The organism is Microbispora sp. H10885 (assembly GCF_014161415.1).
GTDB lineage: Bacteria > Actinomycetota > Actinomycetes > Streptosporangiales > Streptosporangiaceae > Microbispora > Microbispora triticiradicis.
Genome location: NZ_JABBWY010000002.1, coordinates 265099 through 287814, shown reverse-complemented (window position 1 = coordinate 287814; position 22716 = coordinate 265099). Strand labels below are relative to the sequence as shown.

Annotated in this window: 15 protein-coding genes, 2 tRNA genes and 1 riboswitch; of the genes, 15 read left to right on the top strand and 2 right to left on the bottom strand. The window is 69.4% G+C overall.

All coding sequences use genetic code 11. The annotated features are described in order from the left end of the window. Window positions 1-48 precede the first annotated feature (48 nt). The 4 genes from HHX37_RS06315 (at window position 49) to HHX37_RS06300 (ending at window position 4652) form a co-directional block, all read left to right on the top strand. On the top strand, window positions 49-303 hold the full coding sequence (locus HHX37_RS06315; protein ID WP_133305992.1) for a hypothetical protein: 255 nt from the start codon (window positions 49-51) through the stop codon (window positions 301-303). 110 nt (window positions 304-413) lie between these two features. Next, on the top strand, window positions 414-1433 hold the full coding sequence (locus tag HHX37_RS06310; protein WP_182884802.1) for a phosphotransferase enzyme family protein: 1020 nt from the start codon (window positions 414-416) through the stop codon (window positions 1431-1433). Window positions 1434-1559: 126 nt separating this feature from the next. Continuing rightward, window positions 1560-3974 (top strand): molybdopterin oxidoreductase family protein, encoded by a 2415-nt coding sequence (locus HHX37_RS06305; RefSeq protein WP_182884801.1) that lies wholly within the window; start codon window positions 1560-1562, stop codon window positions 3972-3974. A gap of 90 nt (window positions 3975-4064) precedes the next feature. After that, window positions 4065-4652, top strand: coding sequence for a hypothetical protein (locus HHX37_RS06300; protein ID WP_182884800.1), 588 nt, complete (start codon window positions 4065-4067; stop codon window positions 4650-4652). A 616-nt stretch (window positions 4653-5268) separates the two neighbouring features. Here the strand turns inward: HHX37_RS06300 and HHX37_RS06295 are convergent. Further along, window positions 5269-5343, bottom strand: a tRNA-Val gene (locus HHX37_RS06295). Between the two features lie 25 nt (window positions 5344-5368). Continuing rightward, a tRNA-Gly gene (locus HHX37_RS06290) sits at window positions 5369-5440 on the bottom strand. A 193-nt stretch (window positions 5441-5633) separates the two neighbouring features. On the opposite strand from HHX37_RS06290, the gene HHX37_RS06285 reads away from it, so the two are divergent. The 11 genes from HHX37_RS06285 to HHX37_RS06235 all read left to right on the top strand — a co-directional run bounded on the left by HHX37_RS06285 (window position 5634) and on the right by HHX37_RS06235 (window position 22697). After that, window positions 5634-6197: a DJ-1/PfpI family protein gene (locus HHX37_RS06285; protein ID WP_182884799.1), complete on the top strand. Its 564-nt coding sequence runs from the start codon at window positions 5634-5636 to the stop codon at window positions 6195-6197. Between the two features lie 190 nt (window positions 6198-6387). Then, a complete protein-coding gene (locus HHX37_RS38120; protein WP_182885047.1) occupies window positions 6388-6984 on the top strand; it encodes a DJ-1/PfpI family protein in 597 nt (198 codons plus the stop codon). A gap of 364 nt (window positions 6985-7348) precedes the next feature. Then, complete coding sequence (locus HHX37_RS06275; protein WP_182884798.1) at window positions 7349-12499, top strand: LamG-like jellyroll fold domain-containing protein; 5151 nt, start codon at window positions 7349-7351, stop codon at window positions 12497-12499. Between the two features lie 219 nt (window positions 12500-12718). Next, a complete protein-coding gene (locus HHX37_RS06270; protein WP_111700691.1) occupies window positions 12719-13477 on the top strand; it encodes a hypothetical protein in 759 nt (252 codons plus the stop codon). A gap of 313 nt (window positions 13478-13790) precedes the next feature. After that, window positions 13791-14513 (top strand): hypothetical protein, encoded by a 723-nt coding sequence (locus HHX37_RS06265; RefSeq protein WP_182876269.1) that lies wholly within the window; start codon window positions 13791-13793, stop codon window positions 14511-14513. A 189-nt stretch (window positions 14514-14702) separates the two neighbouring features. Further along, window positions 14703-14978, top strand: coding sequence for a hypothetical protein (locus HHX37_RS06260; protein WP_030505148.1), 276 nt, complete (start codon window positions 14703-14705; stop codon window positions 14976-14978). Between the two features lie 8 nt (window positions 14979-14986). Next, entirely contained in the window at window positions 14987-16804 is a 1818-nt protein-coding gene (glmS, locus tag HHX37_RS06255; RefSeq protein WP_182880211.1) for a glutamine--fructose-6-phosphate transaminase (isomerizing), read from the top strand. Window positions 16805-17011: 207 nt separating this feature from the next. Continuing rightward, window positions 17012-17974 carry a Bug family tripartite tricarboxylate transporter substrate binding protein gene (locus tag HHX37_RS06250; protein WP_182884797.1) on the top strand — a complete coding sequence of 321 codons (963 nt, stop codon included), beginning with the start codon at window positions 17012-17014 and terminating at the stop codon, window positions 17972-17974. Between the two features lie 45 nt (window positions 17975-18019). After that, window positions 18020-18230, top strand: a riboswitch (cobalamin riboswitch). Window positions 18231-18361: 131 nt separating this feature from the next. Further along, a complete protein-coding gene (locus HHX37_RS06245) occupies window positions 18362-20599 on the top strand; it encodes a ribonucleoside-diphosphate reductase subunit alpha (protein WP_182884796.1) in 2238 nt (745 codons plus the stop codon). Then, complete coding sequence (locus HHX37_RS06240; RefSeq protein ID WP_244301766.1) at window positions 20596-21600, top strand: ribonucleotide-diphosphate reductase subunit beta; 1005 nt, start codon at window positions 20596-20598, stop codon at window positions 21598-21600. The genes HHX37_RS06245 and HHX37_RS06240 overlap by 4 nt, the downstream gene beginning before the upstream one ends. Before the next feature lie 41 nt (window positions 21601-21641). After that, window positions 21642-22697 (top strand): mechanosensitive ion channel family protein, encoded by a 1056-nt coding sequence (locus HHX37_RS06235; protein ID WP_182884795.1) that lies wholly within the window; start codon window positions 21642-21644, stop codon window positions 22695-22697. Window positions 22698-22716 lie beyond the last annotated feature (19 nt).

Sequence of the window (22716 nt, the reverse complement as noted above, 5' to 3'; positions counted from 1 at the left end):
TAGCTCTGCGTTGTCATGTGTCAGTGCTTCGCAGAGAAGAGGTATCCGTTGATCAGATCGTTGGAGCGCGCCGGGATCGCGGCGCTCGTGACCGCCGCCCTGTTCGCGGCCCCGCTGGTTCTCGCGGCGCCCGCCGCCCACGCCGCCGCCGGACGACCGGCCGGGGACGACGTGTACCGCACGTGGTTCACGAGCCACTCGCGGTGCGTGGCGGCGGGCCAGGGCGGGATCGACCGCGGCCACTGGGAGCACTACACCTGCTCCGAGGGCGACTGGTTCTGGCATCTGTGGACCAACCGCTGAGCTGAGACGCGACCCGGCCCCGGCGCCCATCCGCCGGGGCCGGATCACCAGAGCGGAGATCACAGGGGAGGATGAGGGGCGACCGGCCGACTGATTCGTTAGGAGTGCGCATGCAGGTCCACGACCTGTCCGGTGGCGGAGACGTCCTCGCCCGCGTCGAGGGGGTCGCCCGCCGTGCCCTGGAGCGGTACGGGCTGTCCCCGGACGCCGTCGTGACGTTGCTGAACGTGTCGGAGAACGCGACCTTCACGGTGGACGACGGGGAGACGCGGGCGATCCTCCGGGTCCACCGGCTCGGCTACCAGTCCCCGGCCGCCATCGCCAGCGAGCTCGCCTGGCTGGAGGCGCTGCGCGAGGAGGCGGGCGTCGTCACGCCGCGAGTGCTGCCGGCCCGCGACGGGTCCCGCGTCGTCACGGTCGAGGATCCGGGCGCCGAGCCCCGCCGCTGCGTGATGTTCGAGTTCCTGCCCGGCGCAGAACCGGCCGAGGACCGGCTGGTGGAGGAGTTCGAGCGGCTGGGCGCGCTGACCGCCCGCATGCACCGGCACGCGCGCGGCTGGGCGAGGCCGGCCTCCTTCACCCGCTTCCACTGGGACCTCGACGCCGCTTTCGGGCCCTCGCCCCGCTGGGGCAGGTGGCAGGACGGTGTGGGGGTGGACCGGGAGGCGCACGCCGTGCTCGCCCGCCTTGAGGCCGAGCTGCGCCGCAGGCTGGGGCGGTACGGCAGGGGCCCGGACCGGTACGGGCTCATCCACGCCGACCTCCGCCTGGCCAACCTGCTGGTGGACGGCGAGGCGGAGGCGAGCGTCATCGATTTCGACGACTGCGGCCTCGGCTGGTACCTCTACGACCTCGCCGCCGCCGTCAGCTTCATCGAGCACCGGCCCGAGGTGCCGCACATGGCGGAGTCGTGGGTGCGCGGCTACCGCACCGTGCTCGACCTCCCGAAGGAGGACGAGGCCGAGATCTGGACGTTCATCATGTTCCGCCGTCTCCTGCTCGTCGCCTGGATCGGCTCCCACCAGGCCGCCGAGGTGGCCGCCCGGCTCGGCGCCGGCTACACACGCGACAGCTGCGAGCTGGCCGAGCGCTATCTGAACGGCTCACTGGGCGGCTCACCGGCCGGGTGACTCCGCGATCACGCCGAGGAAAGTATTCGAAAAGGAACCGGTCAGTTCGGGCGAATCCGGGATCAGAAGGACATTGCGCCGGGTACGGGGAGCGTCGTTCACACATCGTCACCGCGGAGGTGCCAGGTGCTGGACCGGATCGCCGATCCCAGGGGGCGGCGCACGCCGTACGGACCTCCCGACGCGGTGGAACGGCTGGCCGCGGCCCTGCCGGGGCGCATGCGCGACGCGCTTCCCCCGGTCATCCGCCTGGGCAGCCCGTGGCCGGTGCGGGTCGACGTGTTCCTGGAGGACGGCGTCACCGAGGACGAGGTCGAGCGCTGGGTACCCGCGGCGTCGGCGGCCGGCTCCCACGGGGACGCCGTCGACCTGGCGGTGCGCGGCGGGCGGGTGGTGGGCGTACGCGGCCGGGCCGGTGACCGGGTCAACCACGGGAGGCTGGATCCGCGCGAGTGGCCCGCCTGGCGGCCGCGCCCGGGACGGCTGACCCGCCCGCTCGTACGCGAGGGCGGGCGGCTGGTCGAGTCGACGTGGGACGCCGCGATGGACCGCGTCGTGACGCGGTCGAGGCGGCTGCTCGCCGCGCCCGGCGGCTGGGGCCGGATCGCGTTCCACACGGGGCCCCGGCTGTTCCTGGAGGAGCACTACACGCTCGCCGTGATCGGCAAGGCGGGCATCGGCACCCCGCACATGGACGGCGACACCCGGGGGTGCGCGGCGGCGGCAGCGGCCGCCCTCGCGGCGAGCTTCGGCACCGACGGCCAGCCCGGTTCGTACACCGACGTGGACCACTGCGACGCGCTCGCGCTGTGGGGCCACGACTGCGCGGCCTGCCACCCCGTGCTGTGGGAGCGGATGCTCGACCGGAGGCTCGGCCCCGGGCCGCCCGCGATGATCGTGGCCGATCCGGACCGGACGCCCGCGGCCAGGGAGGCCGACGTCCACCTCGCCGTGCGCCGCGGCACCAACGTGGCCCTGCTGAACGGCCTGCTGCACGAACTCCTCGCGAACGGCTGGCACGACGCGGCCTACGTCGCCGCGCACACCGTCGGCGTCGAACGGCTGTGGCGGACCGTCGAGGCCTACCCGGCCAAGCGGGCGGCCGAGATCTGCGGGGTGCCGGTCGCCCGGATCGAGCAGGCCGCCGAGATCCTGGGCGCCGCCGAACGGCTGGTGTCGACCGTCGGCCCGGCCCTCCTCGGCTCCAACCAGGCGACGGCCGCGGCCTGCCAGGTCGACAACCTCCACCTGCTGCTGGGCATGCTGGGCCGGCCCGGGGCGGGGCTGTTCCAGCTCGGCGGCCCGGGCTGCGACGCGCTGGAGACGGGCTCGGCGGGAGACCTGCCCGGCCTGCGCAACTGGGCCGACCCGGGACACGTCCGCGAACTGGCCGGGCTCTGGAACGTCGACCCCGCCGTCATCCCGCACTGGGGGCCGGCCACCCACGCGACCCAGATCCTCGGGTACGCCGAGGAGGGCTCCGTCGGGCTGCTGTGGATCACCGCGTCCGACCCCGTGAGCGCGACTCCAGGGCTCGAACAGGTCCTCGCCCGCGAGGACCTGTTCGTCGTCGTCCAGGATCCGTACCTCACCGAGACCGCGCGGCTCGCCGACGTCGTGTTCCCCGTAGCCGCCTGGGGAGAGAAGACCGGGACGGTGACCGGCGCCGACCGGACGGTGCACCTGTGCGAGAAGGCGGTGGAGCCACCGGGGGAGGCGAGGGCGGACCTCGCCGTCCTGCTCGACTACGCGCGGCGGATGGACCTGCGCGACCGCGACGGCCTGCCGCTCGTCGGCTGGACCGACGCCGAGTCGGCGTTCGAGGCGTGGAAGGCCTGCTCGGGGGGCCGCCCCTGCGACCATACCGGCATCACCTACGACCGGCTGCGGACCGGCGGCGTGCAGTGGCCCTGCACGCCGGCCGGCTCCTACGGCGCGGAACGCCTGTACGCCGGGGGGAGGTTCGCCACCGAGCCGGGGCGCTGCCAGGCGTTCGGCGCGGACCTGGCCACGGGCGCGGAGTACGGCGAGGAGCGGTACCGCGCCGACGACCCCCGGGGGCGGGCGTTCCTCCACGCCGCCGACTACGAGCCGTCTCCGGAGGTGGCCGACGACGAGCATCCGCTGGTTCTCCTCGTCTGCCGGGCGCCGCGCCGCTCTCCCGCCCCGCCGCACCTGGAGGTCCATCCGGGCGACGCCGCGGCGTACGGCGTGGAGGAGGGCGACCTCGTGCGGGCCGAGTCGCCCCGGGGCGCGCTGGAGGCCGTCGCCCGGCTGTCGGGCGTGCGGCCGGGAGCCGTCGTCCTCCGGCTCGACGGCCGGTCCGAGGCGGTGGCGCGGGCGGCGGCCGAGCTCACGCTCACCTCGTGGGACCCGGTGTCGCGGCAGCCGCTGCGCACCGCGGTGGCGGTGCGCCTGGTGCGGGTCGCCCCCAGGCCGGGGGAGCCCGCCGGAGCGCTCACGGCCGTGGAGGGCGTCTGCTCCGCCGCCGCGCCCCTCGGGCACGGCGTCGCCGTACGCGAACGCTACGAGGAGGTCTGACGTCCGCGATCACCGGAGAAGGGTGGGGGCCATGGGCACTGACACCGCGCGTACGGCCGGCGGGAAGGCCGTCTCCGGGTGGGCCGATCGGTGACCGTCCACCTGGCGGACTATCTGGAGCTCCTGCTACGGACGGAGCACGAGCTGTCCGGCGGGTTCCACGCGCTGTGGCGCGGCCATCCCCGGGAGCCCGACCTGTGCGGCGTGTGCGAGCGCCTGGCCGCGCAGTGCCGGGCGCACGCCGAGCGGCTCGAGCCGTTCCAGCGGCGATACCAGGGCCCTCAGCAGATGGAGCATCGGATGGAGCCGTGGGCGCCGGATCCGGCGATTCTGGACGCGACGAGGACGGAGCTCCAGCGGGCGGGCCCCGAGGGGGTGGGTCTCGTGACGGCGGTACGCCTGCGGCTGACGCCCGCACGCGCGGCCGGAGGAAAAGGCGGTAACGGCGGGGACGGCGGCGGTCTGGTCCTGCTGCGCGAGCTGCACCGGTTGTACCTTCTCGCGACCGAATGCGAGCTTTCCTGGAGCGTGGTCGCACTGGTCGCCCGCGGGCTCAAGGACGACGATCTCCTCGACCTGGCCGGTCGCTGCACCCCCGAGACGGCCGTTCAATTGCTCTGGCTGCGGACCCGGATGCGCCGGGCCGCGCCGCAGGCCCTCGTCGTCGCGTCCTGGTGAGCCCGCATATCACGCGGATTCATACAAACGCGGAGAAGAATCGTCCGGAGGGCGCGGTCTCGTTCTCGTCTGTCGCCATTGTCGCAATTCACGACAGGGCTCAGGCAGGGCTGATTCGCCGACAAATGTCGTCATGTAGGGATTATCAAGACCATGTCTCGGGATCGTTGCAGAAAATAGATTGCGCTCAGATGGTGATAATTGGTAGAAAATGATTACGACGAGGCGCGTCGCACAGGCCGGTACGGATGGGCGTGCCCACAGACGACGCCGGTGCTCATGGCGGGGGCCGCACCGGCGGTGCGGAACGCCGGGGAAAGCGCGTCCGGCACCGCGGTCGTTTCATATATATCGGTGCCGACGCCTGCCGCGGCAGGCGTCGGCACCACCGATGTCCGTCCCGCTGTCCGTGTCGACGGCCTGGCGCCGCCATGTGCGTGTGCGGACGCGCGCGGGCGTCACCGTCGAGGACGTCGCTGCGCGAATGTCCTGGGTGATGCCGGTGCGGGAAGTAGCCGCACCGGAGACGTCGCCACCTGGGATTCGATTGCCGATGAGGCGGAAGGACGGCCTGCCAGGCCTCGGCGGTACCGCCGCAGGGGTGCCAGGATATGGGTGGTGGGCGATACTGGGATTGAACCAGTGACCTCTTCCGTGTCAGGGAAGCGCTCTCCCGCTGAGCTAATCGCCCGTGCCCGGATGTCGTCCGGGCTCCGAGCGGAAGACGGGATTCGAACCCGCGACCCTCACCTTGGCAAGGTGATGCTCTACCACTGAGCCACTTCCGCAGCCATCGCTCGGGTTTCCCCGGCGACGCGTGCTCAACTCTAGCGGATCCCCGGGGGTGCCGGTGCCAACTGTTCCCATCCGGAGAGCGATCCGAGAGCGACCGGGGGGCTCGGCGTCGCGGTGAGCCGTTGACCCGCCGGAGAGGACGTGCGCAGGATGAGGCGCAACCGTACGCGAAGGGAGTTACCCGCCATGGCGAAAGTGCTCATCATCACGGGCGACGCGGCCGAGGACCTGGAGGTGATGTATCCGTACCAGCGGCTTCTGGAGGAGGGCTACGAGACGCGCATCGCGGCGCCGTCGGCGAAGCGGCTCCAGTTCGTCGTGCACGACTTCGTCGAGGGCTACGACACCTACACCGAGAAGCCGGGCCACACCTGGGCGGCCGACATGGCCTTCGCCGACGTGGACCCGGCGGAGTACGACGCGCTGGTGATCCCCGGCGGGCGCGCGCCCGAGTACCTCCGCGGCGACCGCGACGTCCAGGAGATCGTGCGGCACTTCGCCGACGCGGGCAAGCCTATCGCCGCGCTCTGTCACGGTCCGCTGATCCTGGCCGCGGCCGGGGTGCTCAAGGGCCGGGAGAGCAGCGCGTACCCCGCCTGCGCCACGGACGTCGAGAACGGCGGCGGCACCTGGGTCGACAGCGAGGCGCACGTCGACCGGAACCTGGTGACCGGGCGGGCCTGGCCCGACCACCCCGCCTGGATGCGCGCGTTCATGAAGGTGCTGAGGGCCGCCGTCCCGGCGGGCTGATCACGACACCTACTTTCGGGGACGGATCCGCTATCGGGGCTGTCATCCTGTGAACCCGAAAAAGTTCAACGGCGGTCGCCTATGACACCCATGGCGCGGCCGGGTTTGGACGGTTGGAGAATGAGGCCCCTTTACTCCTCGCGGTTCACTTCGGCGAAGGCCACGCCGGCCGCGTAGGCGTGGTCCGCTTCTGCCGGGGCGGGCAGGCCCGATTGCGGCGCTATGCCACGGCCCGCTGGTGCTGGGGGCGGTGGTGCTGAAGGGCCGGGAGAGAAGCGCGTATCCCGCCTGTGCCCTGGACGTCGAGATCGGCGGCAGCACGTGGGTGGACAGCGAGGTGCACGTCGACCAGAACCTCGTGACCGGGCGGGCCTGGCCGGACCACCCCGCGTGGATGCGCGCGTTCCTGAAGCTGTTGCGCGCCGCCGCGCTCGCAACGAGTTCGATTGTCTGCCACCAGAGCTGGTGGCGCTCGCCGCACTCGCCGAGTCCGTACAGGCCGCTGGCGCCGGGCCTGTCGTCGATATCGGACCGGCCCCGGCCCTGTGAGGGTGCTCCTGCGAGACGTGGACAGAACGCCCTCGGTGCCGATTCGTCGCCCAGGACCGTCGAGCGCGACCGCAGAGCCTCGGGCGCCGCATGTCGTCATCGATTGCGCCTTGAACACCGGGTTCGTCCTTGTACGAACCGTGTCGGCTGGATAGAACCTCCCGGCCGCGTCCGGCCCTGCTGTTGGTGGTGCTCCCCCACAGGGGCCGGAGCCCCCCCGGTGCGTGTCCTGTCGTGAGCGAAGCGCCCGCTGTGTGATCGCAGGTGATCTCTGTTGATTTTTGCGGGAAATGGAAATTTCCTATATGTATTCTGGTGACATGCAGAGAAAATCTATTTTTTTCTGACCAAGTTCCCCGCTTGTGGAATGTTGTGCATATGTCCGCATGGCTGATACAAAAGCGCGTGGCAACCCACATCTCCACGAAGGGGAATCGGTGAGAAAGTCGCGGAGTGTTCTCCCTGTTTTACGGGGAGTTTCCATGCGGTCGTCGGGGAGGAGGAAAACCCTGGTGGCGGCTCTGGTCCTGGCGGTACTCGCGACGGGCTTGCCGGCGACGGCAGAGGATGCCTCCTAAGCGTCCGGCGCGGTTCCGCAACCGGTGCCGCCACCGCTGACGCAATTTCCGAAACCAAGGGATGCGGACGCCCCTTTACGGGAGGCGATCGCGGAGGCGAAAAAACAAGGCAAGCCGGTACCGGTGCCGTCGAAGGACACCGAGACGAGCTGGACCTGGGCCTATCCCGATTCTCATCTCACGACGGAGACCTGGGCGGGACCCGCTCGCGTCAAGCAGCCGGATGGCACGTTCCGCTGGGTCGACACAACGCTTGAGGAGCGCGACGGCGCGCTCTATCCCAAGGTCGCGAAGGTGGGCGTGCGGATTGGCAATGGCGGTGACACCCACCTCGCAACTCTGGAACGTGCCGAGAAGGGCCAGTCGTTCGCAGTGGACTGGCCTGCGAGACTGCCCAAGCCGCGGATCGAGGGCAACAAGGCGATCTACGACATCTCCACATCTGATCTCAAGGCGGATCTGGTCGTCACCGCGCTGGCCACCGGCTTCCGGCACGATGTGGTGCTTCGCGAGCGACCCACCGGCCCTGTGGAGTTCCGTCTCCCGGTGCGGTCGGAGGGCCTGAAGCTGAGCGAGACCAAGGCGGGCGGGCTGAAACTGACCGACGCCAAGGGCAAGGTCGTGGCCTCTGCGGCCGAGCCGTTCATGATGGAGGCGCCGAGCACAGACGCGAAGTCCGCGCCGAACATGCGCGGCCAGATCGACACGCGAGTGGTCGGCAAGGCCGGTGACCAGACGCTCGTCATCAAACCGGATCCCAAGTTCCTGGCGGACAAGGACACGACGTACCCCGTCACCGTCGATCCGACCGTCTCACTGACCGCGACGATGGACGCCTGGATACAGTCCAGGACGGGTGCCGCAGACGCGACCGACTCGGTCCTGAACGTCGGCACCGGCACGTACTACCAGTCCGAGCGCCGCTGCTCGGGCAGCGTGTGCTCCTACACCAACAAGATCTACCCGAACTTCCTTCGGGGCTATGTGGGCTTCGGCGACGATGCCGGCGGCTTCGCCGGCAAGTACGTGGAGTCGGCGACGCTGCAGTTGCTCGGCTCCTACGCCGGCTCATGCGTGGGCCGTACGCTCACCGCATCCCCGGTCACTTCCTCCTGGGACGCGGACGCGCTGTCGTGGAACCTGCGACCGTCCACCACGAGCACGGGGGCGGTCACGATCACCCCCAGCTGCGGCTCCGACACGGTCACCAGTCTCAACGTCACCCAGATGGCCAGGAACTGGTCGGCCGGAGGCGGGTTCTACGGCGTGGAACTCAAGTCGACGGAGGACACCCGGTCCAGCTGGCCCGACGAGTCGAACCCGATCTCGGCCCAGTACTGGTCGTTCTACTCCGTCGAGTCCGGCCAGTCGCCGCCGAAGCTGAGCGTCAACTACCTGCTGCCACCGGAGATTCCCACAGTGACGGGGGAGTCGATCGACTCGATCGCCGGTACCGACGCCATCTCCCGCACCAGCGACGTGAAGGTCAACTACTCCTCGACCTCCATAGACGGCAAGAAGCTGGACTACCTGGTCTCGATCTCCGACCCGACTACGCCCATCCCGGTTCCCACCACAACACCGTCGCCGAGCCCCAGTCCGTCGCCGACTCCGTCTCCGTCCCCGGCGGGCACCGCCGTTCCCGGGCTGGTCGCCGCGTACGGGATGAACGAGGGCACGGGAACGGCGGTGGCGGACCAGTCCGGCACCGGCAACGCGGGTACGGCGAGCGGCACGGCCTGGGCGGTCGGCAAGTTCGGCCAGGCATTGTCGTTCAACGGCACCTCCAGCAGGGTGAATGTGAACAACTCCGCCTCACTGCAGCTCACGAACAAGATGACCATCGAGGCGTGGGTCAAGCCCTCCAGCGTCAGCGGATACCGCACGGTCATCATGAAGGAGGCGTCGAGCGATGCGTCCTACGCCCTTTACTCCAGCATCAACGGTGGCTTCTTCCCCGGAATGGGGATGTCGGGACCCACGAGTTACCTGCAGATCGGCGGAAGCATCGCCAGCGTCACCGGCCCGACCGCGCTGCCGACGAATACCTGGAGCCATATCGCCAGCACCTACGACGGTACGGTCATCAAGACCTACGTCAACGGCACCGTGGTCGCCCAGAGCACTGTCAGCGGCAACCTCGCGTCCAGCACCGCGCCTCTGCGCATCGGAGGCAACAGCATCTACGGTGAGTACTTCAGCGGGTTGATCGACGAGGTCAGGGTCTACAACGTCGCTCTCACCCAAGGGCAGGTCCAGTCCGACATGAACACCGCCGTCGGCAACACGGCGACGGTGGACAATCCGCCGACCGCTCCGGGGACGCTTAACGCGGTCGCCGGTCCCGACACCGTCGACCTGTCCTGGGCCGCGGCCACCGACGACCGAGGCACGGTCACCTACCAGGTGCACCGCTCGACGACCGCCGGCTTCACCCCGTCGGCGGCCACCCGCGTCGCCACGGTGAACGGCCTGACCTACAGCGACAGCGGCATGGTCCAGGGCCAGTACTACTACCGGATCGTGGCGGTTGACAGCGCCGGCCAAATGGGCCCGGCGTCCAACGAGGCCGCGGCAAGGACCTCCGCGCAACTCTTCCCGCCTGTCACGGGGTCGCCTTCGGGTCAGGTGGTGAGCAACGAGTTCCAGCTGGGCAGCCCCGACAGCTTCAAATTCAAGATCAAGGCCTGCCTGAGCGGCATCCCGGTCCGTATCTGCAACGAGACGCCCTACTACCGCATCACCACGGACGCTCCGTTTGCTCCTAGCAGCCTCTCGGTAAGTCTTGAGGATCCGCAGAAGCCAATTCTGTCGGGTATGGCCGCCAGGCCTTCCGGCGGGTCCGTGACAGCCAAATTCTTTCTCTACAGCAACGCAGGACTGCCGGTAGGGGCGGTGCCCCTCGGCGTGGTCCAGGTGGCAGGTGGAGAGCGGGCCGAATTGGCCGTACCGGAAAACCTCCTACAGCCTGGCGCTTTTTATACATGGAAGATGCAGGCGTGCGTACAGGCGATCTGCTCGTCCAGGACGGAGGCGGAGGGTTTCACCGTCGAAGGTACGGATGAAGCAACCGAGGACGCCGCGGATGCTGTACAGCGGGTAACTCTCCGAAGCGACGCCTTCGCCATCATGACAGGCCCGGCCAGCGCGACGGCCTGCGGAGGGGGCCCCTGCTCCCTCACGGAGAGCGGCACGATCAAAGTAGGTGGATCGGGTGACGATAAGACGGTCACTGTTCTGGGGATCAACGTCGCGGACATACCAGGAAGCTCTGTCTTCACGAATACTGTGCTCGATTTAGGATCGCCGGTATGCGCAGGAGCCCCCTGCCCGGCGAACCTGAACCTGTCGGTACGCCCCTTGGATACTGAGGTCACGACTGACACCAAGGGTTCCCAGGTGAGTACGCTGCCGGGCGGCGAGGCGCAGGCAGCGCCCGTGCAGGCGGCGACATTCACGGTGACGGGCCAGGAGCTCTCCTGGTTTGCCATTGATAGTGACTCCGCCATCCCCGTTGTCTTCGGAGACGCCGCCGCGCCGGTGTCGCCCACCGTCTCTGTCGCGTACATCCCGCCCGGACCGCCTGGACCCATTGTCAATCTGAAGGCCACGCCAGGCGATGGCGGCGGTACCGTCAGCTGGGGTGTGCCAGAGACGAATGGTTCTATGGCGATGCTGGAAGGCTACGATGTCGAAGTCCTCGACCAGAGCGGTGAGGTCCTTACGACCACCGATACGGGCGACCCGACGGCGCTTGTCGACGATCTCGTGAACGGGGTCACCTACACGATCCGGGTACATGCGCGGACGACTGTCGGGACAGGAGAGTGGGTGTCGACCTCGTTGACCCCTCGCGCCAGCAGAGCCGGCTCCATCGACTATGCAGAGACGATTAAGAGCTTTTACGAGGCTCAGGACGCGGTCCTCGAAGGTCGTGTGCCGGAAGTCTGGGCATTGCCGCAAGCCTCTCCATCCGCTCCGCTGGCCGCCAGACTGGCGTTACTCAACACACAACTCGTGAGCGAGAAGCAGAGCATGGACGCGGCCGGCATGCGTCGCACCGACTCCACCATCTCCTTGGCCAGCGCCGTGGTACAGGCGACGGACGACACGACCGTGCTGGTGGATGCGCGTGTAGACCGAAGTTGGAAGATCGTCAGTAAAGACGATCAGGGGCAGGAACAGGTCACGGTCCGCCAGACGAGCGAAAGGGAGACTTTCGCCTTCCAGCGGGACGATCGACTCTCCTACGAGATGGGGTCGGTCGATCTCCAAGAGGACTCCAGCGACCTGGTCGCAGGGGACGTCCTGGCCGAGTTGGAGGCTGCCGAGACCGCCCAGGAGAGTCCGATCCGCCAGGGCGACTCCGGCAGGTCCCTTCAGAAGAAGTCCGGCCCTTCGGTCACGGCAGACAAACTCGCCTCACCGAACTCCGCTGCGGCCTCTCCCGACTCCCCCTCCGGGTGCGGTGGTTACTTCGACATTGTGCGCCGGGGGTCCGCGCCGATCCTCAGACCCGTCAAGGGAGCCGCGATTCAGACCGCCGTACGTTCTCGCTGGCTCAAGCCGGAACTGTGCGTGGACAGTACGACGTGGCCTATCTACAGATTCAGCGCCATAACAAAGATGTACACGAATTCCTCCTTCTGGAGTCCCAAGAAGAAGAACAGCAAGGGTAAATGGGTGATCGACAAAACCCAGCAGCAGAAGAACAAGTACATCTACGACCACTCTCGGCTCGACCTCTCCAGCAGCGCCTGTTTTGCGGCGAACACCACAAGCTTCACAGTCGGGGGCGAGGTCTCGGTAGAGAAGGGTGGAGGCAGCTTTGGAGGAGGGGCCGCGGTCGCCGGTCAGATTACTCAGAGCGGCAACGAGTTCTGTCAGCCCTATGAGGCTGAGGGGCTGGTGGCGGCCGGCATCCACGAACTCTCGTTCGCCAGCGGATCAGTCGTCGCACGATGCTGGGGATCGGGAGGAAACACCTGTGACATCAAGGCCTACGGACATAGTGCTTTCCCTGAATTTCGCATGAACTACTGGGTGTCGCCGTCTCAGGATCGGCAGTGTCATCCCGTGAACCCGAAGAAGCTCAACGGATGCAAGAAGATGAAGGTGCTGCACGGTCGTAAGGCGGACACCGGATTCCTGCAGCGGAACGGCAACCGTTACTGAGAGCGGTAGCGGCCCTGGAGAGGGCGGCCGGAGGGACGGATTCCTTCCGGCCGCCCTGCCCGAGCTTCAACAGTGAGGAGCCTGACGGAATTGTTATGGCGCATCGTGATTATGACGGCTGCTATGTTCGTGATTGCGAGCTGTGATACTCAAGCGGAGACGACCCCGCGGCCTGCCGCGCACCAAGCGGTGCCCTGCTCGTCGTCGAGGTGTGCGCACGTGGAAAAGGTATTGACCACGGGCATGATGATCGCGAACCCCGAGTATGTGGTGCAGCCCTGGCCTGGGGGCCCCGTCATCGACGACGGCGAGATCACCGTCACAGTGCTGGTGCGGCCGCGATCCGTCCCCGATGAAGCGGCGCGGCGGGTGTTCGAGGTCGTGCGGCAGGACTCGGGTGAGGTTCGCTCTCCGCGTCTGCCCTACACGGACATGACGCCGCTCCTTTTCGGCGCCGCGCATGAGGTGTCGCATAACGCCCTGCTGCTTCTCGACAGGCTGCCGAGCAACGTCCTCGTGACGGCGGTCGTCGAATTGAAGCGCCCTGTGCCCATGGAGGAGATCAAGAAGACGACCGACCTGATGTCGCTGGATCTCGTCCTGTCGCCCATGACGCCTCTGACGCGGACGGGCCCCGACGCCTGGACGGTGAGGCCCCTGTACTGGCCCAGCGGCGTGACCTGTGAGGAGCGCGATCGGCCTCGATGCGACGACAACGACCAGCTCTCTCAATTCCGCAGTTGGGTGGCCGCGCTCAGGGACGACGATGGCGTCATGCTCAAGACGATGGGTCTCGATCTGCCGCGGCTGCGATCCGCCGCCTCGGCTGGGCTCGTATACGGGTGGATCGCTTACGGGCAGCCTGAGGTTATCCGGCCCAGCTTGACAGGGCCGCTGGTGAAAGTGGCCCAGATCGCAGAGATGGCACCTGTCCGCGACAAAAACCAGGTAGTCGTGCCGTTGCCACATCGTCGCTGATCGCCGGGGCGGGACAGATGCTCGCGGTGCTCGCACAGCGCGAAAGCAAAGGATGCGAAAGCAAAGGATCCGGATGCCCCTTGACGGGAGGCGATCGCGGAGGCGAGAAGCAAGGCAAGCCGAGACCAGTGCCCTCGGAGGACACCGAGATGAGTTGGACCTGGTCCGGAAACCCCGAGGAGTATTCCGTATGCGAGGCCGTCTGCTTGGTGCACTCATTGTCGCCCTGCTGGTCACCTGCGCCTGTGGCGGTTCGGAGGCATCGAGCGCTCCGCGTCCGTCGGCACCGTTTCCCAATCATGGGGAGCTGATCGTGAAAGCCGCCGCTGTGATGACGAACCCGGGACGACGGCTGGATCTGTCCAACTGGTACAGGGAGCCGCAGGGGAGTGGCTACCGGATAGGGCCGACGGGTGAGTTATGGTCGGGCTTCCGGGGACCGGCACGTATCTCCCCCAGCTCTTACGCCGTCACCTTGGACGCGGCAGGGAAAGTGGTCCAGGTGCCTGAGCCGTCGCCGGATCCGATTTCCCGTGCGCTCCTCGGGCTGGGAACGGGAGCCGGCTTCGGCACGGGGGCGAAGGGGGACGGCAGCGCCTGGGTGCTGAAAAGACTCCCGCCGGGCCTGACCGTGGAAGCGATAATCGAGTTCAAGAAGCCGGTGACGGAGAAGACCCTGGGCGTGGAGAACGGCCCTCCGGAGCGTGTGCTCCTGTCGAGGTCCCGCAAAGCTGGCTCGTCGCTCTACTGGGATGGCGACGAGGGGTGCGCGCCAGGCTCTCGTTGCGTGGAGTGGTCGTCCGTGGACCAGTTCAGAAGTTGGGTCGCGCGGCTCGCCGGCGCCGACGAATTGAATCTGCGGAAATTCGGACTGGAACTAGGAGAGCTGAGAAAGGCGGCCTCGGACGGACTGATCTATGGAGTCGTCACCGAATCGTCGCCGAGGCGGGTGCGCGAGATGAGCCGCGACGAGAACGTGCTGGGAGTCTGGATCACTGACATATGGCCCTGCCCCAGGAAGGAGCCCTGCCCCTGAGCGTCCGGGTGGCCGGCAACACCGGGAGTTCCGTCCCAGACCGGCCAGACCGGCCCGGACCGGCCACCGGCATGGACACACCGAAGGCTCTGCGTACGTGCTCCTCCAAGAGGTTCTCGGTCTGATCCTGCCCGAAAACGGGCAAGAAACTTGTTAGTCGGCATCCGCGCTGCGTTAGGGTCCTGCTCTGTGTCCACGGCACGGCATCCCTTCGAGGATCTGATCGGCCATCTCACCCGGACCACCTCGCTGGGTCCGGGTGAGGCGGCCCGCGTGGTGGCCGACGTCCTGGCGTACTTCGGCGAGCCCGCGGAAGAGTACGTGCGGCGCCGCCACGGCGAACTCAAGTCGAGGGGGCTGACCAACGACCAGATCTTCCCCAGGATCTCCGCCGAGCTCGCGGGAAGGCGTGTCGCGGCACCGGAGCTGACCCTGCGCCAGCTCCGGAGGATCGTTTACGGATAGGAGCGGTTATGTGCGGAATCGTCGCTTACGTCGGGCCGAAGGATGCGGCGCCCATCCTGCTCGAAGGTCTCCAGCGGCTGGAGTACCGGGGCTACGACTCGGCGGGCCTCGCCGTCGTGAACTCCAGGAGTCTCAAGACGCGCAAGGTCAAGGGCCGGGTCGCCGACCTGGCGGCGGCGGTGCCCGCGAAGTTCAAGGGCACGATCGGGATCGGGCACACCCGGTGGGCCACGCACGGCGCGCCCAGTGACGTGAACGCGCACCCGCACCTCGACCAGGAGCAGCGGATCGCCGTCGTGCACAACGGCATCATCGAGAACGCCGACGAGCTGCGCCGCCGCCTGGAGGGCGAGGGCGTGAAGTTCGAGAGCGAGACCGACAGCGAGGTGCTCTCCCACCTCGTCGGGCGGATGGTCAAGGAGACCGACTCGCTGCGGGAGGCCGTGCTGCGGGCGCTGAAGAGCGTCGTCGGGACGTACGGCATCGCCGTCGTCGACGCGCAGCGCCCCGGCGAGATCGTGGTCGCCCGCAACGGCAGCCCGATCGTCCTCGGCCTCGGCGAGAAGGAGATGTTCGCCGCCTCCGACGTCGCCGCGCTCATCCGCTACACCCGGCAGGTCGTCCACCTGGAGGACGGCGAGCTCGCGGTCATCAAGGCCGACGGGTTCAACACGTTCACGAGCGACGCCCGGGAGACCGCCAAGGAGCCGTTCACGGTCGACTGGGACGCCGGCCACTACGACAACGGCGGCTACGAGCACTACCTGCTCAAGGAGATCTCCGAGCAGCCCGACACGGTCGCCCGCACCCTGCGCGGCCGCATCGACGACCGGTTCCACATCGCCCACCTCGGCGGCCTCAACATGGACGCCCGCGAGACCCGGTCCTTCCGCCGCGTGAAGATCATCGGCTGCGGGTCCGCGTACTACTCCGGGCAGATCGGCGCGCAGCTCATCGAGGAGCTGGCCCGCATCCCCGCCGACGCCGAGCCGGCCTCGGAGTTCCGCTACCGCAGCCCGGTCGTCGAGCCCGACACGCTGTACGTCGCCATCAGCCAGTCGGGCGAGACGTACGACACGCTCGCCGCGGTGCAGGAGCTCAAGCGCAAGGGCGGCCGGGTGCTCGGCATCGTCAACACGGTCGGCAGCGCCATCGCCCGGGAGACCGACGGCGGCATCTACCTGCACGCCGGGCCCGAGGTCTCGGTGGCCTCCACCAAGGCGTTCACCTCCACCGCCGTGGCGTTCGCGCTGCTCGCCCTGCACCTCGGCCGCGTACGCGACCTGTCGCCGGCCGACGGCCGCAGGATCTGCGACGGCCTGCGGCGGCTGCCCGAGCAGATCAAGGAGATCCTCACCCTGGAGGACCGGATCAGGGAGCTGGCCAAGAAGTACGCCGACGCGCCGGGCATGATGTTCGTCGGCCGGGTCCGCGGCTACCCCGTGGCCCGCGAGGGCGCCCAGAAGCTCAAGGAGATCTCCTACGTCCACGCGGAGGCCTACCCGGCGAGCGAGCTCAAGCACGGCCCGCTGGCGCTGATCAGCCCCGAGCTGCCGACCGTCGCGGTCGTGCCGGACGACGAACTGCTGGACAAGAACCTCACCACGCTCGGCGAGATCCGGGCGAGGCACGGCCGCATCCTCATGGTCGGCCACCGCACCTCCGAGGCGGCCGACGACTGCATCGTGGTGCCGAGGAACGAGGTGGAGCTGGACCCCATCCTGCTCACGATCCCGCTCCAGCTGTTCGCCTACCACGCGGCCGTCGCCCTCGGCCGCGACGTCGACCGCCCCCGCAACCTCGCCAAGAGCGTGACGGTCGAGTAGCTCCGCCACGTCCCGTCCGGCTCGCGTCGCGGACGCGAGCCGGACGGTGCGCATCTGTCACCGCGCCCTCCGATCGGCACCGACGACATGAGCGCCGCGCCCGCCCACCCGCCGATCGCCACATCCGTAACGTCCGTTATGTCCTGAGATGGGGTGGTTGCTCATAGTCTGTCCGCATAAGGGGCTCTTCGGGGGGAGGGTGCCGGCATGCGACGCCGTACGGTTCTCGCACTGGGGGTCCTGGCCCTGGCGGGCGGATGCGGCACCCCGGCGCCTCCGTACCGCGGGGAGATCTCCCTCCTCGTCCCCGGCCCGCCGGAGTGCTGGGGGGACGGCGTCGCCCGGAGCCTGAAGTCCCTCATCGAGGCCCGCCGCTGGGCCGGCAGAGTGCTGGTCACGCGGGACGCCGGGGGCGGCGGCGCGTCGGCCGTCGGACGCTTCGCCGTCGGACGGCCGGACCGGCTGATGGTCGCCGACCCCCTCCTGCTGGCCGACTGCGCGCTCGGGCGCGCGCCCGATGAGGCGGGGCCGTTCGCCGCCCGGACCGTGCCGCTGGCCAGGCTGGCGGGGGAGTGGCAGGTGCTGGTGACCTCCCCCGATTCGGGTTACCGCACGTTCGAGCAGGTCGCGGCGGCCCTGCTGCGCACCCCCGAGCGGGTGAAGGTGGCGGGCGGGCCCGACCGCGGGCCCGGCCACCTGCTGCTCGGCCTGACCGCCCGGGGCCTCGGGGCCGATCCGCGGCTGGCGGCGTACGAGGCCTTCGACAGCCCCGCACGGGCCGTCGCGGCGGTGGCCGAGGGGACGACCGCGCTCGCCTTCGGCGGGCGCGGCGACGTCGCCGCCCACGTCAGGGCCGGACGGCTGCGCCCGCTCGCCGTCTCCGCTCCCGAGCGCCTGCCCGGCCTGGACGCGCCCACGCTGACCGAGTCGGGGGTGCGGGTGGCGTACGCGAACTGGACCGGCCTGCTCGCCCCCCTCGGGGTGGCGGCCCGCGAGCGCGACGCGCTGACCGGCCTGTGCCGGGCCGTCGCGGACTCGCCCGCCTGGCTCCGCCTGTGCGAGCGCAACGGCTGGACGCCGATGTGGCTCGCCGGCGAGGAGTTCCGGCAGTGGCTCACGGGCGAGGCGCGTCGTACGGCCCTGCTTCTCGATGATCTCGGAATCCGGTGACCAACACAACTTGTAGGGTCGCTTGCGAGATCGCCCACTAGATGTAGGATCCATCGCGTCGCTGGTTCACCTCGGTGAGGCAAGAGGGAACCCGGTGGGAATCCGGGGCTGCCCCGCAGCGGTGAGCGGGAACGACCGCCGTCACAGAGCACTGGTGCGTGAGCGCACCGGGAAGCGACGGCCAGTAGGTCCGGCGGGCGTGTGTCCCGCCGGTCGCCCGCGAGCCCGAAGACCTGCCCGCGACCGCGCGCGGAGTCACCGCGCGTGCCCGCGCCGTGCCCCGAGGGAGGGCCCGCCGCCCGCAGGCCGTGCCGTCGCACGCGTGCGCCGCGGCGTCCCCTCCCCTCCGGCCGGCCGGGTCAGGAGACGAGGAGGAGAGGGCGACCGATGACGATCACCGACCCGGTCTCCGCGCCCGCGCGCCCCGCCACGGGGCCGCGCGGCGCGGAGGAGACCGCGGACGTCTGGCGGGCCATCGAGGAGGCGGCGGCGGGGGTCGTCGCGGACCCGGACAACTCCCGGCGGGCGGCGCGGCTGCTCGCCCGGGTGATCGAGGAGGAGACGGCGGGCCAGGGGGTGCGCGCCTTCTCCGAGTCGGTCGCGGCCGCCCACACGGCCGGGCTGCTGGGCGACGCGGTCGCCGCGTTCGTGGCCGACGAGGCCGAAGCGCTGGACGCGCTGATCGACCCGGCGGCCGACGACCGGTTCGAGTACTTCGGGCTGCGTACGGTCTACGACCGCTACCTGCTGCGGCATCCGGTCACGCGGCGGGTGCTCGAACGCCCGCAGCACTTCCTGCTGCGCGTGGCCTGCGGCCTGTCGGCGAGCGTCGGCGAGGCGGCCGAGCTGTACCGGCTGATGTCCGCGCTCGCCTATCTGCCCAGCTCGCCGACGCTGTTCAACTCCGGGGCGCGCCGCCCGCAGCTGTCGTCGTGCTTCCTGCTCGACTCGCCGCGCGACGAACTGGAGAGCATCTACGAGCGGTACGGCCAGGTGGCGCGGCTGTCGAAGTACTCCGGCGGGATCGGCGTCGCCTGGACCCGGGTGCGCTCGCGCGGTTCGCTGATCCGGGGCACCAACGGCCTGTCCAACGGCATCGTCCCCTGGCTGCGCACGCTCGACGCGTCGGTGGCGGCGGTGAACCAGGGAGGCAGGCGCAAGGGAGCCGCCTGCGTCTACCTGGAGACCTGGCACGCCGACATCGAGGAGTTCCTGGAGCTTCGCGACAACACGGGCGAGGAGTCGCGCCGCACCCACAACCTCAACCTGGCCAACTGGGTGCCCGACGAGTTCATGCGCCGGGTCGAGGCGGACGGCGTGTGGTCGCTGTTCGACCCCAAGGAGACCCCCGAGCTGACCGACCTGTGGGGCGAGGCGTTCGACGCCCGGTATCGCGAACTGGAGGCCTCCGGGCGGTACGTCCGGCAGGTGCCCGCCCGCACCCTCTACGCCCGGATGATGCGCACCCTCGCCCAGACCGGCAACGGCTGGATGACCTTCAAGGACGCCGCCAACCGCGCCTCCAACCAGACCGCGCTGCCGCGCAACGTCATCCACCTGTCCAACCTGTGCACCGAGATCCTGGAGGTCACCAGCGACGGGGAGACCGCCGTGTGCAACCTCGGCTCGGTCAACCTCGCCGCCCACCTGACCCCCGAGGGAGACGCCGTCGACTTCGGCCGGCTGCGCGCCACGGTCCGCACCGCCGTACGGTTCCTCGACCGCACGATCGACCTCGGCTTCTACCCGACCCCCGAGGCGGAGGCGGCCAACCAGCGGTGGCGGCCGGTGGGCCTCGGCGTCATGGGCCTCGCCGACGTCTTCTTCGCGCTGCGCCTGCCGTTCGACTCGCCGGAGGCGCTGGCGCTGTCCACCCGGATCGCCGAGGAGATCGCGCTCGCGGCGTACGGCACCTCGGCCGGCCTGGCCGCCGAACGCGGGCGCCACCCGGCGTACGAGGAGACGCGGGCGGCGGGCGGCGTCCTGCACCCCGACCACTACCCGTGCGCCCCGGCGCATCCGGAGGAGTGGGCGGCGCTGCGCGCGAGGATCGCGGAGACCGGGCTGCGCAACTCCCTGCTGGTCGCGATCGCGCCGACGGCCACGATCGCCTCGATCGCGGGCTGCTACGAGTGCGTCGAGCCGCAGGTGTCCAACGTCTTCAAGCGCGAGACGCTGTCGGGGGAGTTCCTCCAGGTCAACCGGTATCTCGTCCGCGACCTCCAGGCCCTCGGGCTGTGGACGCGGGCGATCCGCGACGCGATCAAGCTCCACGACGGCTCGATCCAGGACATCCCCGCGATCCCCGGCGAGCTCAAGGCGCTCTACCGCACCGCCTGGGAGCTGCCGCAGAAGGCGCTCGTCGACCTCGCGGCCGCGCGGCAGCCGTACGTCGACCAGTCGCAGTCGCTCAACCTCTTCATGGCCGCGCCCACGATCGGCAAGCTCTCGTCGATGTACGCCTACGCCTGGCGGTCGGGCCTGAAGACCACCTACTACCTGCGCTCGCGCCCGGCGACCAGGATCGCCCAGACGACCGTGCCGGCCGTCACCCCCGCCGTGCCCGATGAAGGGGCGGTCGCCTGCTCCCTTGAGAACCCCGAGATCTGCGAGGCGTGCCAATGAGAACGATGCTGCTCGACCCGGGCATGGACCTGACCCTCCGCCCGATGCGCTACCCCGGGTTCTACGAGAGGTACCGCGCGGCGATCCGGAACACCTGGACCGTCGAGGAGGTCGACCTCGCCTCCGACCTCGCCGACCTGGCGACGCTGGAGCCGGGGGAGCGGCACCTGATCAACCGGCTGGTGGCGTTCTTCGCGACCGGCGACTCCATCGTGGCCAACAACCTCGTGCTGAACCTCTACCAGCACGTCAACGCGCCCGAGGCCCGGCTCTACCTGAGCCGCCAGCTGTTCGAGGAGGCCGTGCACGTCCAGTTCTACCTGACCCTGCTGGACACCTACCTGCCCGACCACGACGAGCGGGTGAAGGCGTTCGCCGCCGTGGAGCACATCCCCTCGATCCGCGACAAGGCCGAGTTCTGCTTCCGCTGGATCGACTCGATCAGCGAGCTGTCGCGGCTGGAGACGCGGGAGGACCGGCGGGCCTTCCTGCTCAACCTCGTCTGCTTCGCCGCCTGCATCGAGGGGCTGTTCTTCTACGGCGCCTTCGCCTACGTCTACTGGTTCCGCTCCCGGGGGCTGCTGGGCGGCCTCGCCACCGGCACCAACTGGGTGTTCCGCGACGAGTCCATGCACATGGAGTTCGCCTTCGAGGTGGTGGACACCGTACGCCGGGAGGAGCCGGACCTGTTCGACGACGAGCTGGCCGGCCGGGTCGTGCGGATGATGGAGGAGGCGGTCGCCGCCGAGCTGGCCTTCGCCCGCGACCTGTGCGGCGACGGCACCGGCGGGATGACCGCGGACAACATGCGCCGCTACCTGGAGTACGTCGCCGACCGCCGGCTCGCCCGGCTCGGCCTGCCCGCGCGGTACGGCACGGCCAACCCCTTCCCGTTCATGGAGTTCCAGGACGTGCAGGAGCTGGCGAACTTCTTCGAACGGCGGGTCTCGGCCTACCAGGTGGCCGTCGAGGGAGAGGTGGCCTTCGACGAAGCCTTCTGATCCCGTTTAAGGGGGTTCCAATCCCGGGCAAAGGAAACCCCATGACGACGAACGGGGGCGCCGTCACAGCGGCAGCGTGGAACTGGGCGACATTGGCGATCGCGGTGGGGACGGCGATCGTGGCGGTGGAGCTGGCCCGGCGGGTGCTCAGGTCGCGGCTGATCGGCGACCGATGGGCGCTCGCCGGGCCGTTCGCGCGCCGCTGCACCTGGCCGGGCTTCGCCTCGGCCGTGGTGGGCACCGTCAAGGCCGTCTACGACCCGGACATGCCGGGATCGGGCTCCCACGGCTTCCAGCGGGTGCTGTCGCTGCTCCTGATCGCCTGCGTGACCTGGCTGCTGATCCAGGCGGCGTACGCGGTGACCGACGTGGTGCTCGACCGGCTCACGCGGATCGAGGGCGAGCGCAACCGCCGGGCCCGGCGCATCCGCACCCAGATCGCGCTGGTGCGCCGGGTGTCGGCGGCGGTCGTCGTGGTGATCGCGCTGGGCGCGATGCTGTTCACCTTCCCGCAGGTGCGGGCCCTGGGCGCGGGGCTGCTGGCCTCCGCCGGGATCGCCGGCGTGGTGGGCGGCATCGCGGCCCAGTCCACGCTCGGCAACCTGCTGGCCGGGCTGCAGCTCGCCTTCAGCGACGCCCTGCGGCTCGACGACGTGGTCGTGGTGGAGGACGAGTGGGGCCGTATCGAGGAGCTGACCCTCACCTACGTGGCGCTGCGCCTCTGGGACGAGCGGAGGCTCATTCTGCCGGTGTCCCACTTCACCAGCCATCCCTTCCAGAACTGGACGCGGCACGAGAGCCGCATCCTCGGCAGCGTGTACCTCCTGGTGGACTGGTCGGTGCCGGTGGAGGAGGTGCGGGCCGAGCTGTACCGGGCGCTGCGCGACAACCCGCTGTGGGACCAGAAGGACTGGACGCTCCAGGTCACCGACATCACCGCGAACGGGCTGGTCGAACTGCGCGCGCTGATGAGCGCGGCCGACTCGGCCAGCGCCTGGGACCTGCGGTGCGACATCCGCGAGCACCTCGTGACGTTCATCCGCGAGAAGCACCCGGAGAGCCTGCCGCGCCTGCGCGTCGAGACCCCCGTGCGCTGAGTGCCCGGCACGACCTCGG

What these genes read in the sequence shown, in the direction of transcription:
- HHX37_RS06310 (WP_182884802.1), top strand. Translation starts at nt 414, where the DNA reads ATGCAGGTCCACGACCTGTCCGGTGGCGGAGACGTCCTCGCCCGCGTC.
- HHX37_RS06285 (WP_182884799.1), top strand. Translation starts at nt 5,634, where the DNA reads ATGGCGAAAGTGCTCATCATCACGGGCGACGCGGCCGAGGACCTGGAG.
- glmS (WP_182880211.1), top strand. Translation starts at nt 14,987, where the DNA reads ATGTGCGGAATCGTCGCTTACGTCGGGCCGAAGGATGCGGCGCCCATC.
- HHX37_RS06250 (WP_182884797.1), top strand. Translation starts at nt 17,012, where the DNA reads ATGCGACGCCGTACGGTTCTCGCACTGGGGGTCCTGGCCCTGGCGGGC.
- HHX37_RS06245 (WP_182884796.1), top strand. Translation starts at nt 18,362, where the DNA reads ATGACGATCACCGACCCGGTCTCCGCGCCCGCGCGCCCCGCCACGGGG.
- HHX37_RS06240 (WP_244301766.1), top strand. Translation starts at nt 20,596, where the DNA reads ATGAGAACGATGCTGCTCGACCCGGGCATGGACCTGACCCTCCGCCCG.
- HHX37_RS06235 (WP_182884795.1), top strand. Translation starts at nt 21,642, where the DNA reads ATGACGACGAACGGGGGCGCCGTCACAGCGGCAGCGTGGAACTGGGCG.